Source organism: Limosilactobacillus ingluviei str. Autruche 4 (assembly GCF_000312405.1).
In the GTDB taxonomy this organism is placed as follows: Bacteria; Bacillota; Bacilli; order Lactobacillales; family Lactobacillaceae; genus Limosilactobacillus; species Limosilactobacillus ingluviei.
This window is the reverse complement of sequence record NZ_HE997174.1, coordinates 189818-212324: the sequence shown is the minus strand read 5'-3', so window position 1 is coordinate 212324 and position 22507 is coordinate 189818. Positions and strand designations below refer to the sequence as shown.

Here is a 22507-nt window from a genome sequence, read left to right as displayed (position 1 = left end):
GTAACACGCAACCGCGTCCCTTAGGCACAGGCCTAGGGGACGTTTTTTTGTACCAAAAACTTAGCTAAGCCCCTTAATGATTATCGCTGTCACTGAACTACAAACGAGGAGATAGTTATGGCAATCCATTTTAAATTTCGTCAAGTTATTATTATCGCTTCCCTAATCTTTGGGATGCTGTTTGGGGCCGGAAACTTGATTTTTCCGGTTCACCTGGGGCAATTGGCAGGTCAACACTGGTTGCTGGCCAGTAGTGGCTTTTTGCTCTCCGGCGTTTTATTCCCCTTGCTCGCGTTGCTAGCGATCAGCGTCACCCGCGCAACCGGGATCTATGATCTGGCCCGGCCAAATGGGCATTGGTACGCTTTAATTTTCTTAATTTTAGTTCACGCCACCCTCGGACCCCTATTCGCTACTCCGCGGACGGCTACCGTCCCGTACGCCATTGGGATCGCGCCCCATCTGCCGAGTGCTTGGAATAGTTGGGGCTTGGCGGCATACTCGGCCCTGTTCTTCGGTGCCGTGTATTACTTCTCCGTGCGGGAAACCCACATTACCACGTTAATCGGAAAAATCTTAAACCCCTTATTCTTATTGCTATTATTCAGTATTTTCATCTTGGCTAGTCTGCACCCCTTAGGGGCTACCCAAAGGATCCCGGCTACCGCTCAATATACGGGCCAAGCCTTTACCAATGGTTTCTTACAAGGCTACAACACCATGGATGCTTTAGCCGCCCTGGCGTTTGGGGTTACCGTGATTACCGCGGTGCAACAACTGGGCAAGCACCAGCCGCGCCAAGTCGCCCTGGCAACTGCCAAAAGTGGTTTGGTGGGGATTGCTGGGATCGGTGCAATCTATTTAGCCCTGACCTGGCTGGGCGCTACCAGTCGCCATCACTTTGCTCTGGCGGCCAACGGAGGCACGACCCTGGCCCAAATTGCCCATTTTTATCTCGGCAACGCGGGGGATGCAATTTTGGCGACACTGGCCACGGTTACTTGCATGACCAGTGCGATGGGCTTGGTCATCGCCTTTGCCCAAGACTTTCACCGGCGCTTCCCCCGGATTTCTTACCGGGCATTCTTGCGCTTTAACTGTGGCCTGTCCTTTCTTTGCGCCAACTTGGGCTTGGATCAAATCATCACCTGGTCCACGCCGGTCTTGATGTTCTTATACCCCTTGGCTATTACTTTGATTATCTTAGGGCTCTTATCGCCCCTGTTTAAAAATGATCCCTTGGTCTACCGGATCACCACGGCCTTTACCCTCTTCCCGGCTGCCTTTGACATGGCGAATGCCTTGCCTCCAGTCCTGCGGCAAACGGCATTGATTCAAGCCAGCGCCGCCTTTGCCCAGCGGTGGTTCCCCTTCTTTTCCCAGGGCTTAGGGTGGCTGAGCTTTGGCATTTGCGGCTTGGCCTTCGGGTGGCTGATTCACTGGGCGCACCACCAAGCTCAGACTAACCCAACCCTGTCAACTCCTAAAAATTAAGCTGCCCCTTAGTTTGCTGACATATTAAGGCACGCCTAAGCAGCGTCGACCACCCTTTCAGTCGGTTACAAACATAAAAATACGGTCCAAGGCCGTTATTTTAAGGCGAAAGGTTTCTTATCATGCAACTTATCACTTCTTCAGACAGCTAGCAGGTGGTCTGCACTGGAGCCCCATCGTTAACCTGCTCAAGTCGTTCAAAATCAAAACTGGCGCCCACTCAGCAATGCTGAGCCGGCGCCAGTTTTTACTTCACTAAGTGATAGGTTCGATCCCGGTTGCCGCCTTGCTTGGCCAGCCAACCTAGAGCCACGTATTTGTTTAAATAGCGGCGGGTTGTTGCCGCAGATTTCCCCACCAGTTTGACGGCCTCCGGGGTCGTTAAGTACTGATGTTGCTGTAAGTAACGTTCAATCAGGTTCCACGCGGCCTGTTCATTTTTAGCTAATCGCGCATCCCGGACTACCCTTCGCAAAAGTTTATCGCTCATTTTTGTGAGCGATAAACTAACCTTATTCTGATTTACCAAAGAGGGCTGCCATCTTAGCCGCCACCGCTGGGTCGAGGTTATCGGCCAAGGAGCCTGTCGCTTCCGCAGGTTGACTTTGATGACGCTTAATCACCTTTTGGACCTCTTCGATCACCGCTTGGGTCCCGATTTTAATCATGTTGACATTGATCCGTGCTCCGGCCGCATCGGCATGGCCGCCACCGCCAAAGTAGTCTTCAGCAAACTTGGCGACATCGACTTGCCCGTTGCTGCGCAAGGAGAGGCTGGTCGGTGAAATCACCATGGCCGCGGCAACGTCCGGGTGTTCCGTAAGCAGGGCGTGAGCAATCTCGGATTTGTAATCGCTGGCGTAGACAAAGCCCCAGGTCTTACCGTCAATTTTGGCGGTTAAAACATCCTTGAGGTGACTCTTTAAGTAGTGGGCCCGCCGGTCATTTAAAGTCGTGATCAACAATTGGTTGGCTGCCCGGTACTTGGTCCAACTGGTGGCCAACACGGCACTGACAAATTCCGCCGAGTGATCCAGCGGGTAGAACCAGAAGAGCTGGTTGAGTTCATCGGCTGCCTGCCGTTCATCGGCACTCATTTGCGGGTCGTTTTGCCAGTCCCAGGTATCGTAAGCGCGGATCAATTCCACCACTTCGGCTAATTCGGCTTGGCGTTCGGCACTGACCTGGCTAAAGTGCGGCTGCGTTTGCAACCAATCCCAAACCAGGCTGGTGGCACTGGGCGTAACCGCCGGATTCTGCGGGGTCACCGCGTTAATGGCGTACTTTTCCCGGGCCGCCGCTTCACTTTCGTGGTGGTCAAAGACCAGCCAGTGGTTGGCAAAGTTGGCATCCAATTGTTGGAAGGTGTAGTCACTGTCCGGGGTCATGTCCATGATGTAAACATCGGTAAACTGCCCGAGGCTTGGGTCACGGAACCACCGCCCTAAAGCAACGTCAATTTGCCCCGCCCCAATATTTTCAATCTCAAATTCGACGTCCTTAAACATCACCTCGTGCAGAGTTTCCAACAGCAAGGGCCCGCCGAAGCCATCCAAGTCGTTGTGTGAAAAAATTTTAATCCGGGTTTGTGCCATCATAATGCCTCCGTTCGTTCAATTGCTTCTATTTTACCGCGTTTCCAACCGGAACAACATGCTTAGCCCTGCCCCTTCAGACTTAATTTTTCGACGTTCAAGACCTTATCGAGCCACCCAGCCGTAAAGGACGCCTCGTGGCTGACCAGGATCAAATTACCACTAAAAGCTTGCAAGGCCTGCTTTAAAGCCTGCTTGGTCTCTTCATCCAAGTGGTTGGTCGGTTCGTCTAAAATCAAGAAGTTGGCCGGCGTTAGTTCCAACAAAGCGAGCTTGACCTTGGTCTGCTCACCCCCAGACAAGAGGTGAAGGGGTTTGACGATATTGGCCGCATTCAAGCCGGCGGCCGCCAACTTTTGGCGGATCGTCTTCGGCAGCATCGTCGGGTACTGGTCTTGAATCACTTGCAAGGGCGTTTGGTTGGGATCATCCCAGAGCAAGTCCTGGTCGAAGTAGGCGATTTTTGCCGACGGCGAAAAGGTCGCCTGACCGCCGAGGGCCTTGATTTCGCCCAGGATTGATTTAATCAGCGTTGATTTCCCAACCCCGTTAAAACCACTGATCAATAACTTTTCACCAGCTGTTAACGAGAAGGTCACCGGCGAAAGCAAAGGCCGGTGGTAGCCCACACTCAGGCGCTCTACCTTGAGGGCGTTAGCCGAACCACTGGCCACGTACGGGAAGTGGAAATGGGCTTGCAAATTATCAGTTGGCGGATCGATCCGTTCCAGCCGGTTGAGCATCTTTTCGCGCGACTTAGCCAGCGTCGACTTCGAGCCCGCCTTGTTCTTACGGATAAAGCGCTCGGCTTTTTCAATCACTACCCGTTGCTTTTCGTATTCCCGCTCCTGGGCCTGCTTGCGCTCTTCTTTTTGGCGCATCGCCTGCTGGAAGCTGCCACGGTACTTGGTGATCTTGCCAAAGGCGACGTCGATAATCGTGTTGGTGACCCGTTCCAAGAAATCATAGTCGTGGGAAATCACCATCGCCGCCCCAGGGTAATCGTTTAGATAACCAATCAGCCACTCAATGTGGGCGGTGTCGAGGTAGTTGGTCGGTTCATCAAGGAGAATCACGTCGGGCTGTTCGAGCAACAGCTTGGCTAAAATCACCTTGGAACGTTGCCCACCACTCATTTCCGCAACCAGGTGATCGGCGCCTAATTCGGTCAAGCCCAACCCGGTCATCACCCGCTCGATCGCCAGGTCAATTCCGTAAAAATCGTGGCCGTCCAGGATTTCTTGAAGGTGCGCCGCTCGATCCATTAAGGAGTCATCCCCGCTGGCCGCATACTGGGCGTAGAGCTGGTTGAGCTCATCATTGACCTGGTAGAGCTCAGCAAAAGCGGTCTTTAAAAAATCGACCAGGGTAATTTCCCGGGAAATATCGACGTATTGATCGAGGTAGCCAATCTTGGTGTGGGGCTGCCACTTGACCTGACCAGCGACCGGTAGGACCTGGCCGATCAAGATCTTGATCAAGGTTGACTTGCCGGCGCCGTTTTGGCCGACCACCCCCATGTGTTCGCCCTTTTCCAGTTGAAAGCTGGCGTCATCATACAATTTTTTCTCGGCGAAACTCATCGTTAGCCCCGCCACATCCAACAGTGCCATTTTTCTCTTCCTTTCTCATTAGGCCTAATTGTTTAATGGTACCACTCTGCCCCGGGCCGTGTACAATCATCCTTTTCCCAACCGCCCCGAATTAGTGCTACAATGAAGCTGAATACCGTTTTGCATAATCCAAAGGGGGTAGAGCATGTCAATTTTGCTGATTTTCGCGAGTCCCCAACCTCACGGGGCCCTCGCCAAGTTGTGTGCGCACTTTACGGCTGGCGCACAGGCCAGCGGCCAAACCGTGGAACACTTTGACGTCGGCAGTCATCCCATTCCACCACTGCAAACCGATGCGACCGGCGCCTTAGTGGCCCCGCCGGCCCGGTTAACCGCCCTCCAAGCCAAAATTGCGGCGGCTCAGACCGTGGTCTTGGCGACACCCGTCTACTTATTCGAGATGGATGCCCAATTAAAGGCCGTCATCGACCAACTGGCCGCCCGCACCCCACAACTTCCCGACCAAAAGACCGGGATTTTGCTGGCCACCAGCCCCGAACGGGAATTTACCTACCTCAAGTCGGAAATCAAAGCCTGCTTCGACCACTTTGGCTGGCGGTTTGGGGGCCAAATGTTAGCTGCCCAGGTCCCCGACACCCCGAGTGCCGACCTGCGCTTTTACCCCGCGGTCGCCACTGCCCTGGGGCAGAGCTGTCATTAATTTAACTAATAAAACCGGCGGAGCTGACCATCAGTCCCGCCGGTTTTATTAGTTTGGCCCCGGCCTACCTGCGACCGCCCCTGGGCTTAATTGATTTTGGAATAGCAATTGCAATCACTGAACAGATTCGCTATAATCACACCAATTCTCAGTTAATTTTAATCGAATTCACATAAATGAGGTGACCTGCCATGAAAGCAATTGTAACCACCGTCGGCCAAGATCAAGTCGGCATTATCGCCGGGGTCAGTCAGTACTTAGCCCAAGCCCACATTAATATTTTAGACGTTTCCCAAACCATCATGGCCGGTTACTTCACCATGATGATGGCCGTCGAGGTCCCCGCTGGGGCAGATTTCACCCAGTTAGCCACGGAATTGACCAGCCTTGGTCATACCCTGGGGGTTGAGATCAATCTCCGCAACGAGCAGCTGTACCGCGCCATGCACCAATTGGAGGGCTAGCCATGGAATTAGCAAAGATTCAAGAAACGCTCCGGATGCTCAACGACGAAAAACTCGATGTCCGCACGATCACAATGGGGATCTCCCTCTTAGATTGTATCGATGCCGACAGTACCCGGGCCTGCCAAAAGATTTACGATAAAATCACCACCAAGGCCGCCCACCTCGTCGAAGCCGGTCAAGCGATTGAAGCGGAATTTGGGATTCCAATTGTCAATAAACGGGTGACGGTGACGCCAATTGCCCTGATCGCCGCCGCCAGCGAAGCGACCGATTACGTCCCCTTTGCGCGCACCCTCGATCGCGCGGCGCAAACTCTGGGGATTGATTTTATTGGTGGCTTTTCGGCCCTGGTCCAAAAGGGTTATCACCAAGGGGATCAACGCTTAATCGCTGCGCTGCCCCAAGCCTTAGCCGAAACTGATTTAGTCTGCGGTTCGGTCAACGTTGGTTCGACCCGCAGCGGGATCAACATGGACGCCGTTGCCGACCTCGGCCAAGCCATTCACCAGGCTGCCCAGCAAGACGTAATGGCCAACGCCAAACTGGTCGTCTTCTGTAATGCCGTCGCTGATAATCCCTTTATGGCCGGTGGCTTTCATGGGGTCAGTGAAGCTGACGTCGTCATCAACGCTGGCGTTTCCGGGCCCGGCGTGATCAAAGCGGCGCTTGAAAAGGTCCAAGGTCAACCCTTAGACGTGGTCGCCGAAACAATTAAGCAAACCGCCTTTAAGGTTACTCGGATGGGGCAATTGGTCGGCAGCCAAGCCGCCCAACGCTTAGGCGTACCCTTTGGGATTGTCGACCTGTCCTTGGCCCCGACCCCGGCGGTGGGTGATTCGGTCGCCCAGGTCTTAGAAGAAATAGGCATCAGCCAAGTTGGCGGGCACGGGACGACTGCCGCTTTAGCCTTGCTTAATGACGCCGTCAAAAAGGGCGGCATCATGGCTTGCAGCCACGTCGGCGGGCTGTCCGGGGCCTTTATTCCGGTTTCTGAAGACGCCGGCATGATTGACGCCGTTCAGGCCGGCACCCTGTCGTTGGCCAAGCTGGAAGCGATGACGGCGGTCTGCTCGGTCGGCCTTGATATGATTGCCATCCCCGGCGACACCCCGGCCACCACGATCAGTGCCATGATTGCCGACGAAGCCGCCATCGGGATGATCAATAATAAGACGACCGCCGTCCGCGTCATTCCCGTCCCGGGCAAGCAAGTTGGTGACACCGTGGAATTTGGCGGCTTGCTGGGCCACGCCCCAATTATGGGCGTCAACCCGGCTTCTGCCGCCGCCTTGATCCAACGGGGCGGCCAGATTCCGGCGCCGATTCATAGTTTTAAGAACTAGTTTTCCGCTAGCTTCAGGTTCCTTAGCTAACGGAAAGATGCCGACTTGATCTTTCATTAAATTACCGGTTAATTTGTCAGCGAGTTTACGAATTAAACGGTGTTTCTTTTGATCAATGCCCTTCTTGAATAAAAGTAAATTTAGTCTGTTGATTTCTAAAAAATCGATAACCAAATTATGAACCGCACTTGAAAACCGCCGTCGGATACGCCGACTGAATATCTGTTGCTTACTGCTTCGCTGACCGATAAAGCTTGCTTCAGACCAGCCGTTCAATACGCAACCCTTCCTGGTTAAAATTTAAAATTTCTTAAAAAGCTGGCCATCAATCCGCCAGGGCCATTTCCCCGCCATTTGCACCGCTTTCCCAAAGCATGTTACGGTGGTTAAGGAAAACAGCCGCTGTTCTTTCACCAATCCCATGCTCCAAAAGTTAATTCTTACCTATCCGCGTTTCGCAAGTTGGTTGTTTTTTTTCAGTAGTCTTCGCAATGGGTTCACTGCTGTTTAGTTGGCTTTTTCAGCAACCTTTTAACTGCGCCCTTATCCTATTTAATACTATTACCTGGGCAATTATCCTGCTCGTGAACTACGGCTACCACAAATTCAAGAAAAAGTAGTCCCCCAACTAAAAGTACCGCTTAAACGGTCTTCGTGGCCCTTTAAGCGGTACTTTTATTCGGTTAATCTAACTAAGTTAATCCACTTTCACATCCGCATTGACCTCAGCGGCCACCGCCAGATCCGGGCCATCGACCCGGGCGGCGACTGCCCAACCGTAGAAGAAGAGCGAGGCAACGATAATCACCAAGAAGTCGTATGGATACTTAAGAATATCATGGCCGCCAAAGCCACTGCTCCCGAGGTAAGAGACGACCGAAATAAAGACCAGGTAGGCCAAGAGCCAACCGGCCCCTTTCAGTTGCTGTTTCAACGGAACCCGATTGTACTTGCGGTCATAGTAGAAGTAGATTGGCAACCCCAATAAGACGATGCCGATCACTTCCACCGTTGTCGGCCACATCGCCCAGTAAATTACCAAGCCGGTCAAGACAAAGGAGAGCGGCGCAACCCAGCGCAAGTGCTTGGAATGGAAGGGCCGCTTAAAGCCCGGCCGCATTTTGCGCAGGGCCACGGCGGTCACCGGGCCGGTCGCATAGGCGACAAAGGTCGAAATCGACACCACCGTCGCTAACTTGCTCCAATCGCGGAAGAAGTAAACCAGCACCATCGCCAAGGCTAAATCAGCTACCATGGCAAAGCGCGGGATCATGTAACGGCGGTTTAACCGGCCGACCCAAGCCGGCAAGTTGCCGTTGCGCGTCATCGCTGCCAAGGTTCGCGAAGCCGTCGCCACAAAGGTCACCCCGGTCCCAAACGGTGAGACAAAGGCGTCGACGTACAAGAGCAAGGACAGCCAGTGCAAGCCCAACAAAATCGCCAGGTCAGCAAAGGGCGAGGCAAAGTTGATTCCGTGCCAGCCGACCTGAGCCAAGCTCGCCGGGGACACCGCCCCGATAAAGGCGACTTGCAAGAGAATGTAGATGACCGCCGTAATCGTCAACGACAGCCAGACCCCGCGAAAGATGTTCTTTTGCGGGTTGACCATTTCCCCGGCCATGTTGATCACGGTTTGAAAGGCGTCGTAGGACAAGATGATCCCGGAGACGGCGACCGCCTCAAAGATCCCCCGCGTCCCGTAGGGCATAAAGGTCGCGGTACTATGGCCAAAATTGCCCGGGTGAAAGCCGACCCAGATCAAGGTCAAAATCGTCAAACTCGGGATCAAGAGCTTAAAGACCGCCACCAGACTGGTAAAGCGGGTCAAGAGCTTGACCGACCAAAAATTAATCAAGGTAAAGACGATCATAATCAAATAAACGCCGAGCAACCCCGCGGTGGTAATCGCCCCATCGGCCATCAAATGGCGGGTCCAATTGGCCCAGCCCCAGGGCCAGGTGCTCATGTATTGAACACAGGCGACCGCTTCAATCGGTAGGAGGGTCACCAAAGAAACCCAGTTGGCCCACGCGGCCATAAAGCCCAAGAGGGGGCCGTGACTGTACTGGGCAAAGCGGCTCATGCCACCGGATTCGGGAAACATCGTCCCTAATTCGACGTAGTTAAAGGCAATCAGAATCATGATGACCGCCCCAATAATCCACGAAATCACCGCGGCGGGACCCGCTACCCGGGCCGCCGCACCGGAGCCAAACAGCCAGCCCGAGCCAATCAAAGAGCTCAAGGCCAGCATAACCCCGGCAAATAAACTAATTTTTGTTTGGCGCATCTGTTTTCCTCTCTTCTCAACTTATGGATCGCAAAATATCATTATAGCACTGCTGAATTTAAAAGAAAAAAGCCGCCCGGCCGGACCGCTTTAACTTAGTCACAATCACCATTTTGACAGCCGCACAGCTTTTTCAGCGGGAAGGGGCGCTGCCAATAAAAGCCCTGTTGATAATGGCAGCCTTGCTTGAGCAGGGCTTCGGCCAAGAGTTGGTCTTCAATCCCTTCCACGACCAAATCCAAGTTGCGGCTCGCCGCCAACTCCTGCCAGGCCCGGGCAAAGAGCAGTTTACTCTGCTGGTCGCGGCGTTGGAACAGCAGGAGGGAAAACTTGATCCGGCTCAGGTAAGTCGAATTATCAATTACCGCTTGTAAACTGTTGTAGCCCGACCCGACATCATCCAAGCTGATCGCAAAGCCCAGGTTTTGGGCCCGGGCCAAGAGACGGCCGAAGTTGGCCGCGGCGTCAAAGCTGCTTTCGTTGCGCTCGGTAATTTCAATGTTGATCTGCGGACCGACCTGGCGCAATTGGGCTAGGTAGTCCCAGACGTCCGGGTAGTGAAACTGCCAAGGATCAATGTTAACGTCAATCGTCAAGCGGGGCTGATGATCCGCAAAGTGGGCCAATTGAGCAAGCATCCATTGCCGCAAGGCCTGCCGGGCACTGGTCGTGGCCGTTGTTGCGTACAATTCCTGGGGCAACAGGGGCCGGCCGCCCTTTTTCCGCAATAAGACCTCGTAGTCACACGGCTGGGCCTCCCCTAATGTCGTCACCTGGTAAATTGGCTGGCAATACAACTCTAACTGTTCAATCAACCCCATTTTTCCTCTACCCCCTCTTGACCAGGAAGAACCTAGTCGGTGATTCGCCGATCTCGAGCTGGGTCAAGAAACAGTGCACCGTCGCCAGTTGGTGATCAATTTGGTCAAAGAAATACTCCCCTAACTGTTCAAGGGACGGATTTTCCTGATCAAACGGCGGTACAAGGTTTAGAAATTGACCTTGCAATGGGTCAATGATCGTTTGAATCTGCTCTTCAATCTCGTTGAATCGAATAAAATGTTCATCGCTGCCCCGCGCGACTTGGCAAATCAACTCCCAGGTATGGGGGTGTTCTTCCCCCAGTTGGTTGTTCCACCGCATCGCGTGGCTGGCGTTTAAGTAAAAATGCAAGCGGTAGCTGTACCGTTTTTCCATTTTCTCCACTCCTTAGCAATTTTAACAGGTTTAAGACCGTTTTTAACCCTTTTTTCGCCAATTGGCCGGGACTTTTTTCGCCGGGGCCGCCGGACTTAAGCCATTGATCAGCCCCGACAAGCGGAACAGATCGGTCACCAATTGGTAAAGCGGCAAGGTAAAGAAAGTCCACCAGTGGCGATCACAATAGTTGCGTTCCGTCTTATCAAACCGCAGGTAGAATAAGACGTTGCTCAAATTTAAGCCAGCAATCCACAAGTACAGCAAGTAAACGAAGGCAAACGAAAGGCCCACCAACTGGCCCGGATAGCCCAGCCCTAACAATAAGCCCCCCATCACCAACCAGCCCACTTTCAAAAGGGCCATCGTGTGATCCAAGAGTAAGCGCCGGACCAAGAAATTGGCAAAGAGCCCCGTTAAACTCAGCTTGGTCGCCAAAAAAGCCCGGATCACTTCGATTTCGCCCCGCTGCCACCGTTGGTATTTCGCGTTGAGCGCGGCCCAATTCGGCGCTGGGGGCGCGTAAAAGACCGCCGTCGGACATAAAATCACTTTACCCTTCAAGTAGTAGCGGATCTGAAAGGCCATGTCGGTCGCCACCCCGACCGTCTCAACACTGTACATCCGGCTTTGCATCAAGGCCGAACGGCGAAAGGCCGCCAAGGCCCCCGACAGGGTAATTAACTGGTCGGTTTGCGATTCAGCCGTCCGCCCCGCCAAAAAGGCAATCGCGTGGGCCAAATACTCACTGTGGTGCATCCAACGGTGGTGGCGATCAGCTTCAATCAACTTGCGGTTGCATAAGACGGCCCCAGTCTGGGCTTGGACCGCCGGATCCAGCATAAAGTTGTGAATGAAATTCTTTAAGGCGTGTTTACCCAACAGCCCGGTACTGTCCATCGTGACCACGTAGTCCCCGCTGCTGGCATAGATCGCCATGTTCAACGCCTGGGCCTTGCCCCGCTGCGGCCCTTCCAGCCACTGCAGGCGCAAATCACGCAATTCTTTTTGCATGGTTTGGTAGACGCGCCAGCTGTCATCAGTACTCTGGTTATTAGCACAGATGACGGTGATCAACTCATTCGGGTAATCACAGCGGGCAATCGAACGCAAGCACGCGGCCAGGGTGCCCGCCGCATTGTAGACCGGTAAAATAATCGTCACTTGGGGCATCCGGCCAGGAACTTCCCCACTGGGGACGGCGACCGGCTTGAAATGAATGTGCCACCAGCCCCACAGGGCTACTAACAATTCAAAGAAGGCGGGAATTACCAGCCAGGCCGTCCAAAAGCCCATCTGAAGCAAGGTTTCTTGGATCATTTAATTGCCTCCGTAATTAAAGCGCACCGTCCCCGGCCGGGTCAGCTGGGCCTTGGTAAAGACGTAGTAATACAAAGGAATGATTAACCCGTAAAACAGCCCCCGCCCAACCAAAGCGTGGGCCCACCAAAAGGCCGCGCTGCCCTGGGTGGCCAACAGCAACGCGACGACCGTCAAGCGTAAAACGTTGGCTAGGGCCAGCCAGCCCAAGCCGATCACGGTCCACTTTACGCGGTGCCGCCAGGTATAGAGGGGGAAGAACCATAACAAGCCCAGGTAAACGATGCTTTCCATTAAGCCGGTGCATTCATAGTCCACGGCCAAGATGCTCAACCCCGTCGGTCCCGGGATGTTCAACAGCGGCGCGCCCGGCGTACCGGTGTAGCAGCCGCTGAGGGTCCCAACGCCCCCGACTACCCGGGCCAAGACCTGCGCCCAAGCTTGCGCGAGCGGCCCGGTCAAGGCGCCGGTCAGGAAAATCATTAAGCCCAGACTCCCCAACCAAAACCTAACAGCCCGTCGGCTTGACCACTTACTACTGACGAAGGCTGCCAGCCAAACCAGCAAGCCTAGGCCGATTAACCATAATTTCATCATTTACCCACCTGCTTTCGTCGTCCCCACCAGCTACCACCTAGTACGAGCCCCAGGCCAACCAGGCTTAGCCAGCCCCCACTGGGCGCCCCGTGATAGCTGATTCCTTGCCGAGCATTGAGGGTCGGGTGGTTAAAATACCAACTGGTAGCCGGGCTGGCCAGGGTGCCTTGTTTCCCAATCGCCGCTAGGGGCAAAGCTAAGCGCAAGGTTTCGCGCCCCCGATGATCCCGTTGGACGTAGGCCCCCCGCTTAACAAAACGGAGCGTCCAATTGTGCCGGACATCGACCACTTGAACGGTTAAAAAGGTCCGTTGGCCGGGCTGGAGGGTTTGCAACCGGCGGGTCGGGTGGCGACTGACGCCGTTGGTCAAGTTCAAGACGTACTGCCGGTGGTTAACGGTTAAGCGGTAGCCTTGGGCCAACAGGGGCTGGGCCGTTTGCCCCACAACTTGAAGGTAGACGTTGCGCTGGTCAACAGCTAATTTGGCCTTGACGGCCGGCTGCTTGGCCCGGTGCCAACCGTCAGCTTGGTACGGCCGCCAGGTCGCCGCATCGGTCAGCTTAACCCGGTCGGTCGGCTGGGGCTGAAAGGTCCCCTGGCGGGCCTGCCAGAGCGGCGCCGGTTGGCCCCACGCCGCCTGGCTGACTACTGGTCCCCACGTCAGCCCCCATAAAACTGCAACCAGCATTAGTCCGCCCCATCCCGTCTTCATTCCGCACCCCCCTTTGTCTGCGGTTGATTAAAGATCCGCACCTGATTGCGGCCATGGCGTTTGGCCGAGTACAAGGCCTGGTCAGCCCGCTCAAAGACCGGCGCCAGCTTTTCACCGGCCTGCCAGAAAGTGATTCCCGCCGAAAAGGTCAACCGCAGCCGTTCGCCCTGGTGGGTAAAGAAGGGCTGGGCGGCAAAGATCCGTTGGTAAGTCTTGAGCCGATCGACCACCTCGTGGAAGCGCTCGGCCCTGACGTTGGTAAAGACAATGCAAAATTCCTCGCCCCCGTAGCGAAAGACGCGGGCGTTGACGTGCTTTTCATTTTGCATTGCCGCCGCCAAAAAATTGGCCAAGTACTGGAGGGCTAAGTTGCCGGTGACGTGGCCGTAACGATCATTGACCGACTTAAACCGGTCGACGTCGATCACCGCAATTGCGACGTCACCCTCCCAAGTCGCCGCTTGTTCCGTGTAGTCAACCAAGGAGCGGTAATTACCCAGCCCCGTTAATTCATCAAACAAGCTGTTGTGATAGGCTTGCTTGTAGAGGTTGATGTTTAACAATTCTTGTTCAAAGAAGTAACGGTAGACCACTAAGATCAACAGCGTCCCGCAGGCCAGTTCCACGGCGTGGTGGATCGGGACGTGCAAGGTCGTTACGTCAATCTCGTTCAACCAGTACATGACGTAGGGGCCCCCAATGTTTAAAATCAGCATCTGAACCGTAATGCTGATCGTCGACCCCCGCGTTGCCAAGCGGCTGCCTAAGACAGTCACAATGATAAACAGCAGCCAGCCGACCCACAGGCTTTGGTAAATCACCGGGCGGCTGCCCATTAACACCAAGCAACTGTTCACTACAACCGGCGTCAAGCAGGCCATATAGGCCCCGTAAACTCCCGTATTCAAGAGGTTATACATTAAGATGGCAATGACGTACTGGTAAAAACCATAGTCGGTCAGCTGGTAGGACATGAAGGTGATCACGTACTCTTGCACCAAAAAGACCACCGTCACGACTAAAAATTGCCACGGCCAGCTGTGCTTGACCAAGGTCCGTTCGTACAGGGTGTAATTTCCCATGATAAAGGCCGTAATCACGAGGGGAATGATTACCGCAATCGTTATGTATCCTGGCATCTCAGTCACCTACCCGGCTTAAATACATACCCCAGCAATTGCCATTGTCACTATCGGTCCCATCCATCTGTAAAATCCTCCCTTAGCCGGGCCAACTGGAACACAGGCTGGCCCGGCAGTGTGATTAATTAACTTATAATTGGCCCACTTATTTTAAGTTTTTTATCATTTGATTGTCAAACGCTCCAATCGAGCGCAGCCGCGACCGCACGGCCTGTCAACCCGTTATTCCCCGCCTTTCCGTCACTTTTTAGCGCAGGAACTTTGCTTTGTTAAGTTTCCGCCGTCAAATCGGTAAAATAAAAAGGCTCGCCCCCCGCAATTGGAGTGACGAACCCTGCTTTTCGGACGTTTATTTTTTCCGCCGGAATTTAACCGTCAGATACGAAGTGATGATAAAGACCACCACAAAGATTGCAATATCAATCAACATTTTAGTGCCCCACTTAGTCGGCTAAGGCGGCGCGGACTTCGGCTTCCGTTGGGATCGAAGGCATGGCCCCCATCTTTTGGACCGTTAAGCTGGACGCCCGTTGCGCGTAAACCAAGGCATCGGCTACGTTGCTCAAGTCGGTCGCCAACTGCGAAGCCAAGGCCCCAATAAAGGTGTCCCCTGCGGCCGTCGTGTCGACCGCCTTGACTTTAAAGGCGGGGACCATTCCGTGGCCGTGCGGCGTGCAGTAGAAGACGCCCCGCGAACCAAGGGTGATCAAGAGGTTGTTGACCCCGTGAGCCTTAAAGTAGTCTGCCGTTTCAAGCATTGCGGCTTCACTGTCGACGGCAATCCCGGTTAAGACTTCACTTTCGCTTTCGTTAGGAATAACCACGTCCGTAACCGCCAATAATTCCGGCAGAATTTCCTTGGCCGGGGCTGGGTTCAAGATCGTCGTGACCCCGTGGGCCTTGGCTTGCTTAAAGGCAGCTGCCGTGACTGCTTGCGGCGTTTCAAATTGGGCAATCAAGAAGTCACAGTCCTTAAACAGGTCGTCGGTCCCCTTCAGCAAGCTTTCGTCCATCCCGAAGTTGGCGCCGGCGTACACCATAATATCGTTTTGGCCATTGGCGTCTAAAGTGATGATCGCCGAGCCCGTCCCGTGGCGCGGATCATTTTGTAAGAACTTGGTGTCGATCCCATCTTCTTGCAGGGCTTCACGCATGAATTTCCCTTCGTTGTCTTCACCAACCATCCCGATAAAGGCCACTTGCGCCCCCGACCGAACGGCGGCAACGGCTTGGTTAGCCCCCTTGCCCCCTGGGGCCGAGCTCTTGTCGTTGGCCGAAATGGTTTCCCCCGGTTGTGGGAAACGGGTCACATGGTAGGTCGTATCCAGGTTTAAACTCCCTAAGACAGCAATTTTCTTGGTCATCAGGCTTCCTCCTTTATGGTGCCACGTTTCTCTAGTAAAAGCTTTTAGCTAATTTCATTACCAATTTACCAGCGGACTTGTCCCTTGACAAGCGCTTCTGCAATCTTCTTTATTTTACCCGGTTTCCCGGGAAATGAAAAGCCGCCCGGGACGCAACCCGGACGACCAGTTTTCTTATTCAGCTAATTTGCGGTCCAAATAATGGGCCAATTTTTCCTTCGGGTACAGGCCGGTGACCTTTTCCTTGGCCACCCCATCCCGGAACAACACCAAGCTTGGAATACTCATAACCTTGTAGCGCTGCGGAATGGCCGCGTCCTGTTCGACATCAAATTTAACAAACTTGATCCGGTCGCCGTATTCAGCTTCTAATTGCGCCAAGACCGGCGCCATCATCTTGCACGGGCCACACCAGTCCGCCCAAAAATCCACCAAGGTAATGGGTCCCGCTAATTGGTCATCAAAATTGGCGGGTATTGCTTCAATTGCCATTTACTTTTCTCCTTTACTGTGTTGATTCCGCCGCAAAAAGTGCACCCCGATCGTGGCCGCGAAGATCAAGAGGATGAAGATCCCAAAGATCCCAGACGGAATTTCAATGTCAATCATTGGCACCGTCAAGAATAATTTGACGGCAATCACGGCGATCAAGAAGTAGGCCATCGGTTCCAATTCTGGCACCTTGCGCATCAATTTCATGATCACTTCAGCGATCCCCCGCATACACAAGATCCCAATCAAGCCCCCGATCAAGACGATCACCGGATTGTTGGAAACGGCCAGGGCCGCCAAGACCGAATCAATCGAAAAGACGATATCGGTAAACTCGATTTGCGCCACCACCGCCCAAAAACGCTTGCGCCCGGTGAGTTTACCGGCCAAATTACGCTTTTGTTTGTGGATCGGCCGCTTGCCGAAAAACTTAACGTGGAAGAAGCGATACGACATGTAGAGCAGGTAGGCTGCCCCTAAGGCCTTGATTTCCCAGAAGTGAATCAAGTAGGTCCCGATCCCGATCACTAAGAACCGGAACAGGTAGGAACCCCAAATCCCGTAAAACAAGGATTCTTCTTGTTCACGCAGCGTGGGCAAGACCCGGGTCTGGGCGGCTAACACTACCGCGTTGTCAACCGACAACAGACACTCCATCATCACCAACGATAAGATAATCAGCCAGTCCTGGCCTGACGTCACGACCATCTTCCAATTCGCTAAATCAAAAAACGGTCCGTAAAGTTGTTGTAAAAGTGACAATTAGATCCCCCTTTAATTATTTTGGTTGCCATAATTTTACCAAATCCGGCGGAAAAGCGGTAGGCAAAGGTACCCAAATTGTCTCTTTTTGCTTGGAAAAAGGAAGGACGAGGTCCTGTTTGACCCCGTGCAGCAACATCCGCGGCCCGCCCCCCGGGGCGTAGAGGGGATCGCCGACAATCGGGTGGCCGCTATAAGCTAAGTGCACGCGCAACTGGTGGGTGCGGCCAGTATGCAGCGTTAAGTAGACCAGACTGGTCGTCGCCGTGGTCGCCACCACCTGGTAGGTCGTATGCGCGGGCTGGGCGTTGACCCCATTGACCTGCCGTTTCCGTCGGTCCTGTGGATCACGGCCAATCGGCCAGGTTAATTCCCCCCGCGGGGTCGGGAAATGCCCGGTCACAACGGCTACATAGGCGCGGTGCATCAAACCGGCACTGAGGTAGCGATCCAAAATCGGCACCACCACCGGATTTTTCGCCACCAACATCGCCCCACTGGTCGCTTGATCCAAGCGGTGGACCATAAAAGCCCCGGTCTGCGGCTGACTTGCCAGGTAGCCGGCCACCGCATTCAGCGCCGTCCCGGTTTCACCAGGTTGGTTGGGATGACTCTTTTGGCCGGCTGGCTTATCGATCACCAGCACGTCGCGATTTTCAAAGAGGATGGTCGGCTGAGCGTTAGGGGTTGGTAAATAGTTGGACGTTGCCGTCCGGAATTCATCGCCGTTGAATTGCAACCGAACGTGCGCCCCGGCGTCAACGCGCTCATTCATCGACTGGTACTGGCCGTTGACCAGGACTTGCCGGCGCACCCGTAAATAGTGCACAAACCGGTGGGGCAGCCACCAGGTCTGTTCTAAAAGCGTCCGCAATGGTTGGTCCCCTTGTTCAGGTGGAACGATTATTTCAAGTTGCCCCTGCCAAGCTGTCATTTCATCGGTCCTTTCCATTTATTTCCCGGGAAATCTCAGTGAATCGTTGATCTGACTTTACATTTCCCCCAAATCAGTGTTGAATTAATAAGGAAAACAACGTTTCGGAGGTGGGGTCAATGTTAAGTTCAGTAAAAATCAACACGCACGGTCACTGGGTCAGTGTCTTTGAGCCCCTCCCCCGGGAACGCCAGGACCTGTACGAAAAATATGAAGTCACCCCGGCCTTGCTCGATTACGCGATTGACCCCTACGAAAAAGCCCGGGTCGAAATTGATCGCGACGCTGGCGTGACCCTGCTGATTTTTGACGTCTACGTTCCCAACCATAAACTCTCGGCGCCCCAAACCGCCCCGGTCGGGATCATGTTGACCCATAATAACGTCTTGACCTTTACCAATGCCCAAACCAACTTTGTCAACGGTCTGATCGCCGAGCACTTGCGGCAATTGCGCAACAAGGGGCCGATTGCGGATCAATTCGACTTTATCTTGCCGATCCTCTACCACCTGTCGACCAATTACTTTGGGCCGATCCGGCGCGCCGATGCCAAACGTCAGCAAATCCAGCGCAGCCTCCAGGACCGGACCGAACGCAAGGCGATCAGTGACTTTTTGGAAATTGAGACCGGCCTGGTCTATATTCTAACCTCGCTGCAGGGTAACGTCTCCCTGCTGCAAGAATTTCGCCGCCGTTTTAGCGGTCAAATGAGCCAACGGCAAAAAGACGACTTAGACGACGTCATCATCGAAGCCCAGCAAGGGCTGGAAATGGCGCAAATGACGTCCAACGTCTCCGCTCGAGTCTCCGATGCTTACAGCAAGGTCTTAGATTCCAATTTGAACCAAACGATGAAATTTCTCACGATCTTTTCGATTTTGCTCTCGATCCCGCCAATCATCTCGGGTTTTTACGGTCAAAACGTCAAAACTCTCCCCTTCGCCCAGGGCGACTGGTCCTGGCAAATCACGATCGGAATCACCCTGTTGTTCATGGGGATTGCCTTAGCCCTGATGCTTAACCGGCGGTGGTGGAAGTAGGCAGACCTAAGTCGCGCACCAAACACTCCTTTAACACGACCGCTTGATTATGGCGCTCATCCTTGGCCCCAAAGAGTAAGATCACATCCTGAACTGACAATTGGGCTTGCACGCGGGCCTTTAACTCCTGGTAAGCCGGGTTGGCAGCCAATTCGGCTTGGTAGCGGGCCGCAAAGCCGGGGTATTTTTCAGCCGTGTGGTTAAACCACTTGCGCAAGTCGGGACTGGGCGCCACTTCCTTACACCACCAGTCCAAGTGCGCGTTGGCCTTGCTGATCCCACGGGGCCAGAGTCGGTCAACCAGGATGCGGTAGCCGCCTTGGTCGCCCGCTTGGGTATAGATGCGCGCTAATTTAATTGTTGTCATTTTGCTGCTTCCTTTCTAGCGAGGTTCACTAATGTTAACTGATTACCAACGTTTTTTCACCGCTCGGCCCACCACAACAATCGCCCAGGACTTATTAGGGCGCTTGCTTATCTACGATGGTCCGCAAGGGCGCCTTGGTGGGTGGATTGTCGAAACCGAAGCCTACTTGGGGGTTAACGATTCGGCCTCCCACGCCGCCAACGGTCGCCGCTCCAATTACAGCGAGTCCTTATACGGCCACCCCGGGGATATCTACCTCTACCAAATCCGCGGGCACTTTTGCTTTGACATCGTGACGCAAGCCGCTGGCGAACCACAAGGGGTTTTGATCCGCGGGTTGGAACCCGTCCTCCACCCCGAAATCATGGCGGCCAATCGCCACCAAAACGGCCCAAACGTCAGCAACGGTCCCGCAAAACTAGTGGCCGCCCTAGGGATCCACTCCCGGGCCCTGGATGGCCAACCGATGGCAACCAGTCCCCTGTTTGTTGATTTAGCCCAACGCCAATTCCCGGCGGCTATTACGACCACAGCCCGGATCGGCATGAATCCGACCGGTAAGGACAGCGCGGCCCCGCGCCGCTTTTATGTGACGGGCAACCCCTATGTTTCGGGGATGAAAAAGCGCGCGATGGACCTGACCCACCACGGCTGGCAAGTGGCTGCTAAAAATGACGATGCCTAAGGGCACCGTCATTTTTTATTTGATCAGGGCCGCTTCGATCACATCCGCAATCCGCTGGCTGGCGTGCCCATCCCCGTACGGGTTGGCCGCTTGGCTCATCTGCGCGTAAGCGGCCGGATCGGTCAACAATTGTTTAATGGCCTGGTAGATCGTGGTTTCCGTCGTCCCGACCAACTTCAAGGTTCCGGCGGCCACCCCTTCCGGACGTTCCGTCGTATCGCGCATCACCAGGACTGGTTTGCCCAGGCTTGGGGCCTCTTCTTGGATCCCACCGCTGTCGGTCAAAATCAAGTCCGCCCGGGCCATGAAATTGTGAAAGTCGACCACGTTAAGGGGTTCAATCAAATGCACGCGGGGATCATCACCGAAGACGGCCGTTGCGGCTTGCCGCACGACCGGGTTTAAATGAATTGGGTAAATCACCCGCACGTTGGGCGTCTCATCGACAATCCGCTTGATCGCGCGGAACATATGGTGCATGGGCACGCCCAGGTTTTCGCGCCGGTGGGCGGTCAAGAGGATCAAGCGGTTAGCGCCGACCCAAGTCAGTTCCGGGTGGTGATAGTCAGGGCGAACCGTGGTTTGCAAGGCATCAATCGCCGTATTCCCCGTCACATAAATCTGCGCCGGATTCTTGCCTTCCTTTAACAGGTTGGCTTGGGCCTGCTGGGTGGGGGCAAAGTGATATTGGGCCGCGATCCCGACGGCTTGCCGGTTGTATTCTTCGGGAAACGGTGACGCCAAATTATAGGTCCGCAACCCCGCTTCCACGTGCCCCACCGGAACTTGGGCGTAAAAGGCCGCCAGGCTGGTGGCAAAGGTCGTCGTGGTGTCACCATGGACCAGGACCAAATCCGGTTGTTCGATCTGTAAGACTTCCCGCATCCCCAACAAGACCCGGCTGGTAATGTCGGCTAAATCTTGACCCGGCTTCATAATCTTTAAGTTGAGGTCCGGGACAATCCCAAACACCTCGAGGACCTGTTGGAGCATTTCCTTATGTTGACCCGTCACGCACACCCGGACGGTTAAACCCGGCCGCCGTTTTAATTCGTTGACCAAGGGGGCCATTTTAATTGCTTCTGGTCGGGTCCCAAAGACCAGCATCACTTTCTTCATTGTTTCTCGTTCCTTCCAAGTAATCACGCTTTATTTTAGCACGGTTGCTTGGAAAACGAAAAAACCGCTGCTGATAGTTCAGCAACGGTTGGCCTTGCTTAGTCGCGGCTGTAGTTTGGCGCGTCCTTGGTAATTTGCACGTCGTGTGGGTGCGATTCCCGTAAGCCGGCGTTCGAGATTTGAACAAATTGGGCATTGTCAATCAGGCTTTGGATGTCCGCAGCCCCGCAGTAGCCCATCCCACTGCGCAGGCCGCCGACCATTTGGAAGATGATGTCGGCCACGTCACCCTTGTATTCCACGCGGGCTTCAATCCCTTCCGGCACCAGCTTGTTGGCTTCGTTGACCCCACCTTGGAAGTAACGGTCAGACGAACCATGAGATTGGGCCATTGCCCCGACGGAACCCATCCCCCGGTAGGCCTTGTACTTCTTGCCGTGGTCTTCAAAGACTTCGCCTGGGGCTTCCGTCGTCCCGGAGAACATCGACCCCAGCATGACCGCATTCCCACCAGCGGCAATCGCCTTGACGATGTCACCAGAGTACTTGATCCCCCCGTCGGCAATGATCGGCTTGCCATATTCCTTGGCTGCCGTTGCTGCGTCATAGATGGCCGTAATTTGTGGAACCCCGACCCCGGCAACGACCCGGGTCGTGCAGATCGAACCTGGGCCGATCCCAACTTTAACCACGTCGACCCCGGCTTCAAAGAGGGCCCGGATCGCGTCACCAGTAGCAACGTTGCCGGCGATCAATGTTTGGTCAGGATAGTGGGCGCGAATTTCCTTGATCTTACGCAAAACCCCGGCGGAGTGACCGTGGGCCGTGTCGATCACGATCGCATCAGCCCCGGCTTCAAAGAGGGCTTCAGCCCGTTCAAAGGTGTCGGACGTGACCCCTACGGCGGCGGCCACTAACAACCGGTTTTGGTCATCCACGGCGGCCTTGGTGAAGTTCCCAGTTAAGGCGACCCCCTTAACGTTAGCGACTTCACTGGCTTGGGCTTGGATCGACATGTTCTTGTGCACGACCCCTAAGCCCCCTTGCAGCGCCATGGCGATGGCCATCGAACTCTCCGTCACCGTGTCCATCCCGGCACTGATGAATGGCAGGTTTAACTTCAAGTTCTTTGCCAATTGAACGCTGAGGTCCACTTCGTTTGGCAAGACGTGACTTTCGGCTGGAATCAAAAGTACATCATCAAACGTAATTCCCTTTTTCACGAACTTTGTTTCCCAACTTGACATTAATCTTACACTCCCTCATGAATTAATTAGCCATTAGGATACTCGGATTTTCGGCCTTCGTCAAG

23 protein-coding genes are annotated in these 22507 nt (G+C 54.2%); 6 read left to right on the top strand and 17 right to left on the bottom strand.

Features of this window, described 5'->3' with window-relative positions; translation table 11 throughout:
• Positions 1 to 117 precede the first annotated feature (117 nt).
• On the top strand, positions 118 to 1494 hold the full coding sequence (gene brnQ / locus BN54_RS06740) for a branched-chain amino acid transport system II carrier protein (RefSeq protein ID WP_019206414.1): 1377 nt from the start codon (positions 118 to 120) through the stop codon (positions 1492 to 1494).
• Positions 1495 to 1741: 247 nt separating this feature from the next.
• On the opposite strand, the gene BN54_RS06735 is transcribed toward brnQ, so the two are convergent.
• The 3 genes from BN54_RS06735 to BN54_RS06725 all read right to left on the bottom strand — a co-directional run bounded on the left by BN54_RS06735 (position 1742) and on the right by BN54_RS06725 (position 4702).
• Complete coding sequence (locus tag BN54_RS06735; protein ID WP_162258997.1) at positions 1742 to 1969, bottom strand: DeoR family transcriptional regulator; 228 nt, start codon at positions 1967 to 1969, stop codon at positions 1742 to 1744.
• Between the two features lie 37 nt (positions 1970 to 2006).
• Positions 2007 to 3089 (bottom strand): DHHA1 domain-containing protein, encoded by a 1083-nt coding sequence (locus BN54_RS06730; RefSeq protein WP_019206412.1) that lies wholly within the window; start codon positions 3087 to 3089, stop codon positions 2007 to 2009.
• Positions 3090 to 3151: 62 nt separating this feature from the next.
• Positions 3152 to 4702 carry an ABC-F family ATP-binding cassette domain-containing protein gene (locus BN54_RS06725; protein ID WP_019206411.1) on the bottom strand — a complete coding sequence of 517 codons (1551 nt, stop codon included), beginning with the start codon at positions 4700 to 4702 and terminating at the stop codon, positions 3152 to 3154.
• A gap of 145 nt (positions 4703 to 4847) precedes the next feature.
• Between BN54_RS06725 and BN54_RS06720 the strand changes: the two genes are divergently transcribed.
• From BN54_RS06720 to BN54_RS06710, 3 genes are all read left to right on the top strand, one after another.
• Positions 4848 to 5363 (top strand): flavodoxin family protein, encoded by a 516-nt coding sequence (locus tag BN54_RS06720; RefSeq protein WP_019206410.1) that lies wholly within the window; start codon positions 4848 to 4850, stop codon positions 5361 to 5363.
• A gap of 191 nt (positions 5364 to 5554) precedes the next feature.
• Complete coding sequence (locus BN54_RS06715; protein ID WP_019206409.1) at positions 5555 to 5827, top strand: ACT domain-containing protein; 273 nt, start codon at positions 5555 to 5557, stop codon at positions 5825 to 5827.
• Between the two features lie 2 nt (positions 5828 to 5829).
• Positions 5830 to 7173 carry a PFL family protein gene (locus BN54_RS06710; protein WP_019206408.1) on the top strand — a complete coding sequence of 448 codons (1344 nt, stop codon included), beginning with the start codon at positions 5830 to 5832 and terminating at the stop codon, positions 7171 to 7173.
• Positions 7174 to 7870: 697 nt separating this feature from the next.
• Here the strand turns inward: BN54_RS06710 and BN54_RS06705 are convergent.
• The 11 genes from BN54_RS06705 to BN54_RS06655 form a co-directional block, all read right to left on the bottom strand.
• Complete coding sequence (locus BN54_RS06705; protein ID WP_019206406.1) at positions 7871 to 9463, bottom strand: APC family permease; 1593 nt, start codon at positions 9461 to 9463, stop codon at positions 7871 to 7873.
• 95 nt (positions 9464 to 9558) lie between these two features.
• Positions 9559 to 10284 (bottom strand): EAL domain-containing protein, encoded by a 726-nt coding sequence (locus BN54_RS06700; protein WP_019206405.1) that lies wholly within the window; start codon positions 10282 to 10284, stop codon positions 9559 to 9561.
• Between the two features lie 7 nt (positions 10285 to 10291).
• Complete coding sequence (locus tag BN54_RS06695) at positions 10292 to 10660, bottom strand: 6-carboxytetrahydropterin synthase (RefSeq protein WP_019206404.1); 369 nt, start codon at positions 10658 to 10660, stop codon at positions 10292 to 10294.
• A gap of 42 nt (positions 10661 to 10702) precedes the next feature.
• Positions 10703 to 11980, bottom strand: coding sequence for a TIGR03111 family XrtG-associated glycosyltransferase (locus BN54_RS06690; RefSeq protein ID WP_019206403.1), 1278 nt, complete (start codon positions 11978 to 11980; stop codon positions 10703 to 10705).
• A complete protein-coding gene (gene xrtG, locus BN54_RS06685; protein ID WP_040470031.1) occupies positions 11981 to 12574 on the bottom strand; it encodes an exosortase family protein XrtG in 594 nt (197 codons plus the stop codon).
• On the bottom strand, positions 12574 to 13290 hold the full coding sequence (locus BN54_RS06680) for a hypothetical protein (RefSeq protein WP_019206401.1): 717 nt from the start codon (positions 13288 to 13290) through the stop codon (positions 12574 to 12576). Before BN54_RS06680 ends, xrtG begins: the two co-directional genes overlap by 1 nt.
• A complete protein-coding gene (locus tag BN54_RS06675) occupies positions 13287 to 14429 on the bottom strand; it encodes a GGDEF domain-containing protein (RefSeq protein ID WP_019206400.1) in 1143 nt (380 codons plus the stop codon). Before BN54_RS06675 ends, BN54_RS06680 begins: the two co-directional genes overlap by 4 nt.
• 446 nt (positions 14430 to 14875) lie before the next feature.
• Positions 14876 to 15796: a ribokinase gene (gene rbsK / locus BN54_RS06670; protein WP_019206399.1), complete on the bottom strand. Its 921-nt coding sequence runs from the start codon at positions 15794 to 15796 to the stop codon at positions 14876 to 14878.
• A gap of 174 nt (positions 15797 to 15970) precedes the next feature.
• A complete protein-coding gene (trxA, locus tag BN54_RS06665) occupies positions 15971 to 16288 on the bottom strand; it encodes a thioredoxin (RefSeq protein ID WP_019206398.1) in 318 nt (105 codons plus the stop codon).
• The gene (locus BN54_RS06660; RefSeq protein ID WP_019206397.1) at positions 16289 to 17050 is read right to left on the bottom strand and encodes a TerC family protein; all 762 of its coding nucleotides are present in this window, start codon (positions 17048 to 17050) and stop codon (positions 16289 to 16291) included.
• 16 nt (positions 17051 to 17066) lie between these two features.
• The gene (locus BN54_RS06655; protein WP_019206396.1) at positions 17067 to 17984 is read right to left on the bottom strand and encodes an RluA family pseudouridine synthase; all 918 of its coding nucleotides are present in this window, start codon (positions 17982 to 17984) and stop codon (positions 17067 to 17069) included.
• A gap of 119 nt (positions 17985 to 18103) precedes the next feature.
• On the opposite strand from BN54_RS06655, the gene BN54_RS06650 reads away from it, so the two are divergent.
• Complete coding sequence (locus BN54_RS06650; RefSeq protein ID WP_019206395.1) at positions 18104 to 19024, top strand: magnesium transporter CorA family protein; 921 nt, start codon at positions 18104 to 18106, stop codon at positions 19022 to 19024.
• Here the strand turns inward: BN54_RS06650 and BN54_RS06645 are convergent.
• Complete coding sequence (locus BN54_RS06645) at positions 19002 to 19391, bottom strand: DUF488 domain-containing protein (RefSeq protein ID WP_019206394.1); 390 nt, start codon at positions 19389 to 19391, stop codon at positions 19002 to 19004. The genes BN54_RS06650 and BN54_RS06645 overlap by 23 nt on opposite strands.
• 31 nt (positions 19392 to 19422) lie before the next feature.
• On the opposite strand from BN54_RS06645, the gene BN54_RS06640 reads away from it, so the two are divergent.
• Complete coding sequence (locus tag BN54_RS06640) at positions 19423 to 20076, top strand: DNA-3-methyladenine glycosylase (protein WP_019206393.1); 654 nt, start codon at positions 19423 to 19425, stop codon at positions 20074 to 20076.
• A 15-nt stretch (positions 20077 to 20091) separates the two neighbouring features.
• Here the strand turns inward: BN54_RS06640 and wecB are convergent, their stop codons facing one another.
• Positions 20092 to 21195: a non-hydrolyzing UDP-N-acetylglucosamine 2-epimerase gene (gene wecB, locus BN54_RS06635; RefSeq protein WP_019206392.1), complete on the bottom strand. Its 1104-nt coding sequence runs from the start codon at positions 21193 to 21195 to the stop codon at positions 20092 to 20094.
• Positions 21196 to 21293: 98 nt separating this feature from the next.
• A complete protein-coding gene (guaB, locus tag BN54_RS06630) occupies positions 21294 to 22442 on the bottom strand; it encodes an IMP dehydrogenase (protein WP_019206391.1) in 1149 nt (382 codons plus the stop codon).
• Positions 22443 to 22507 lie beyond the last annotated feature (65 nt).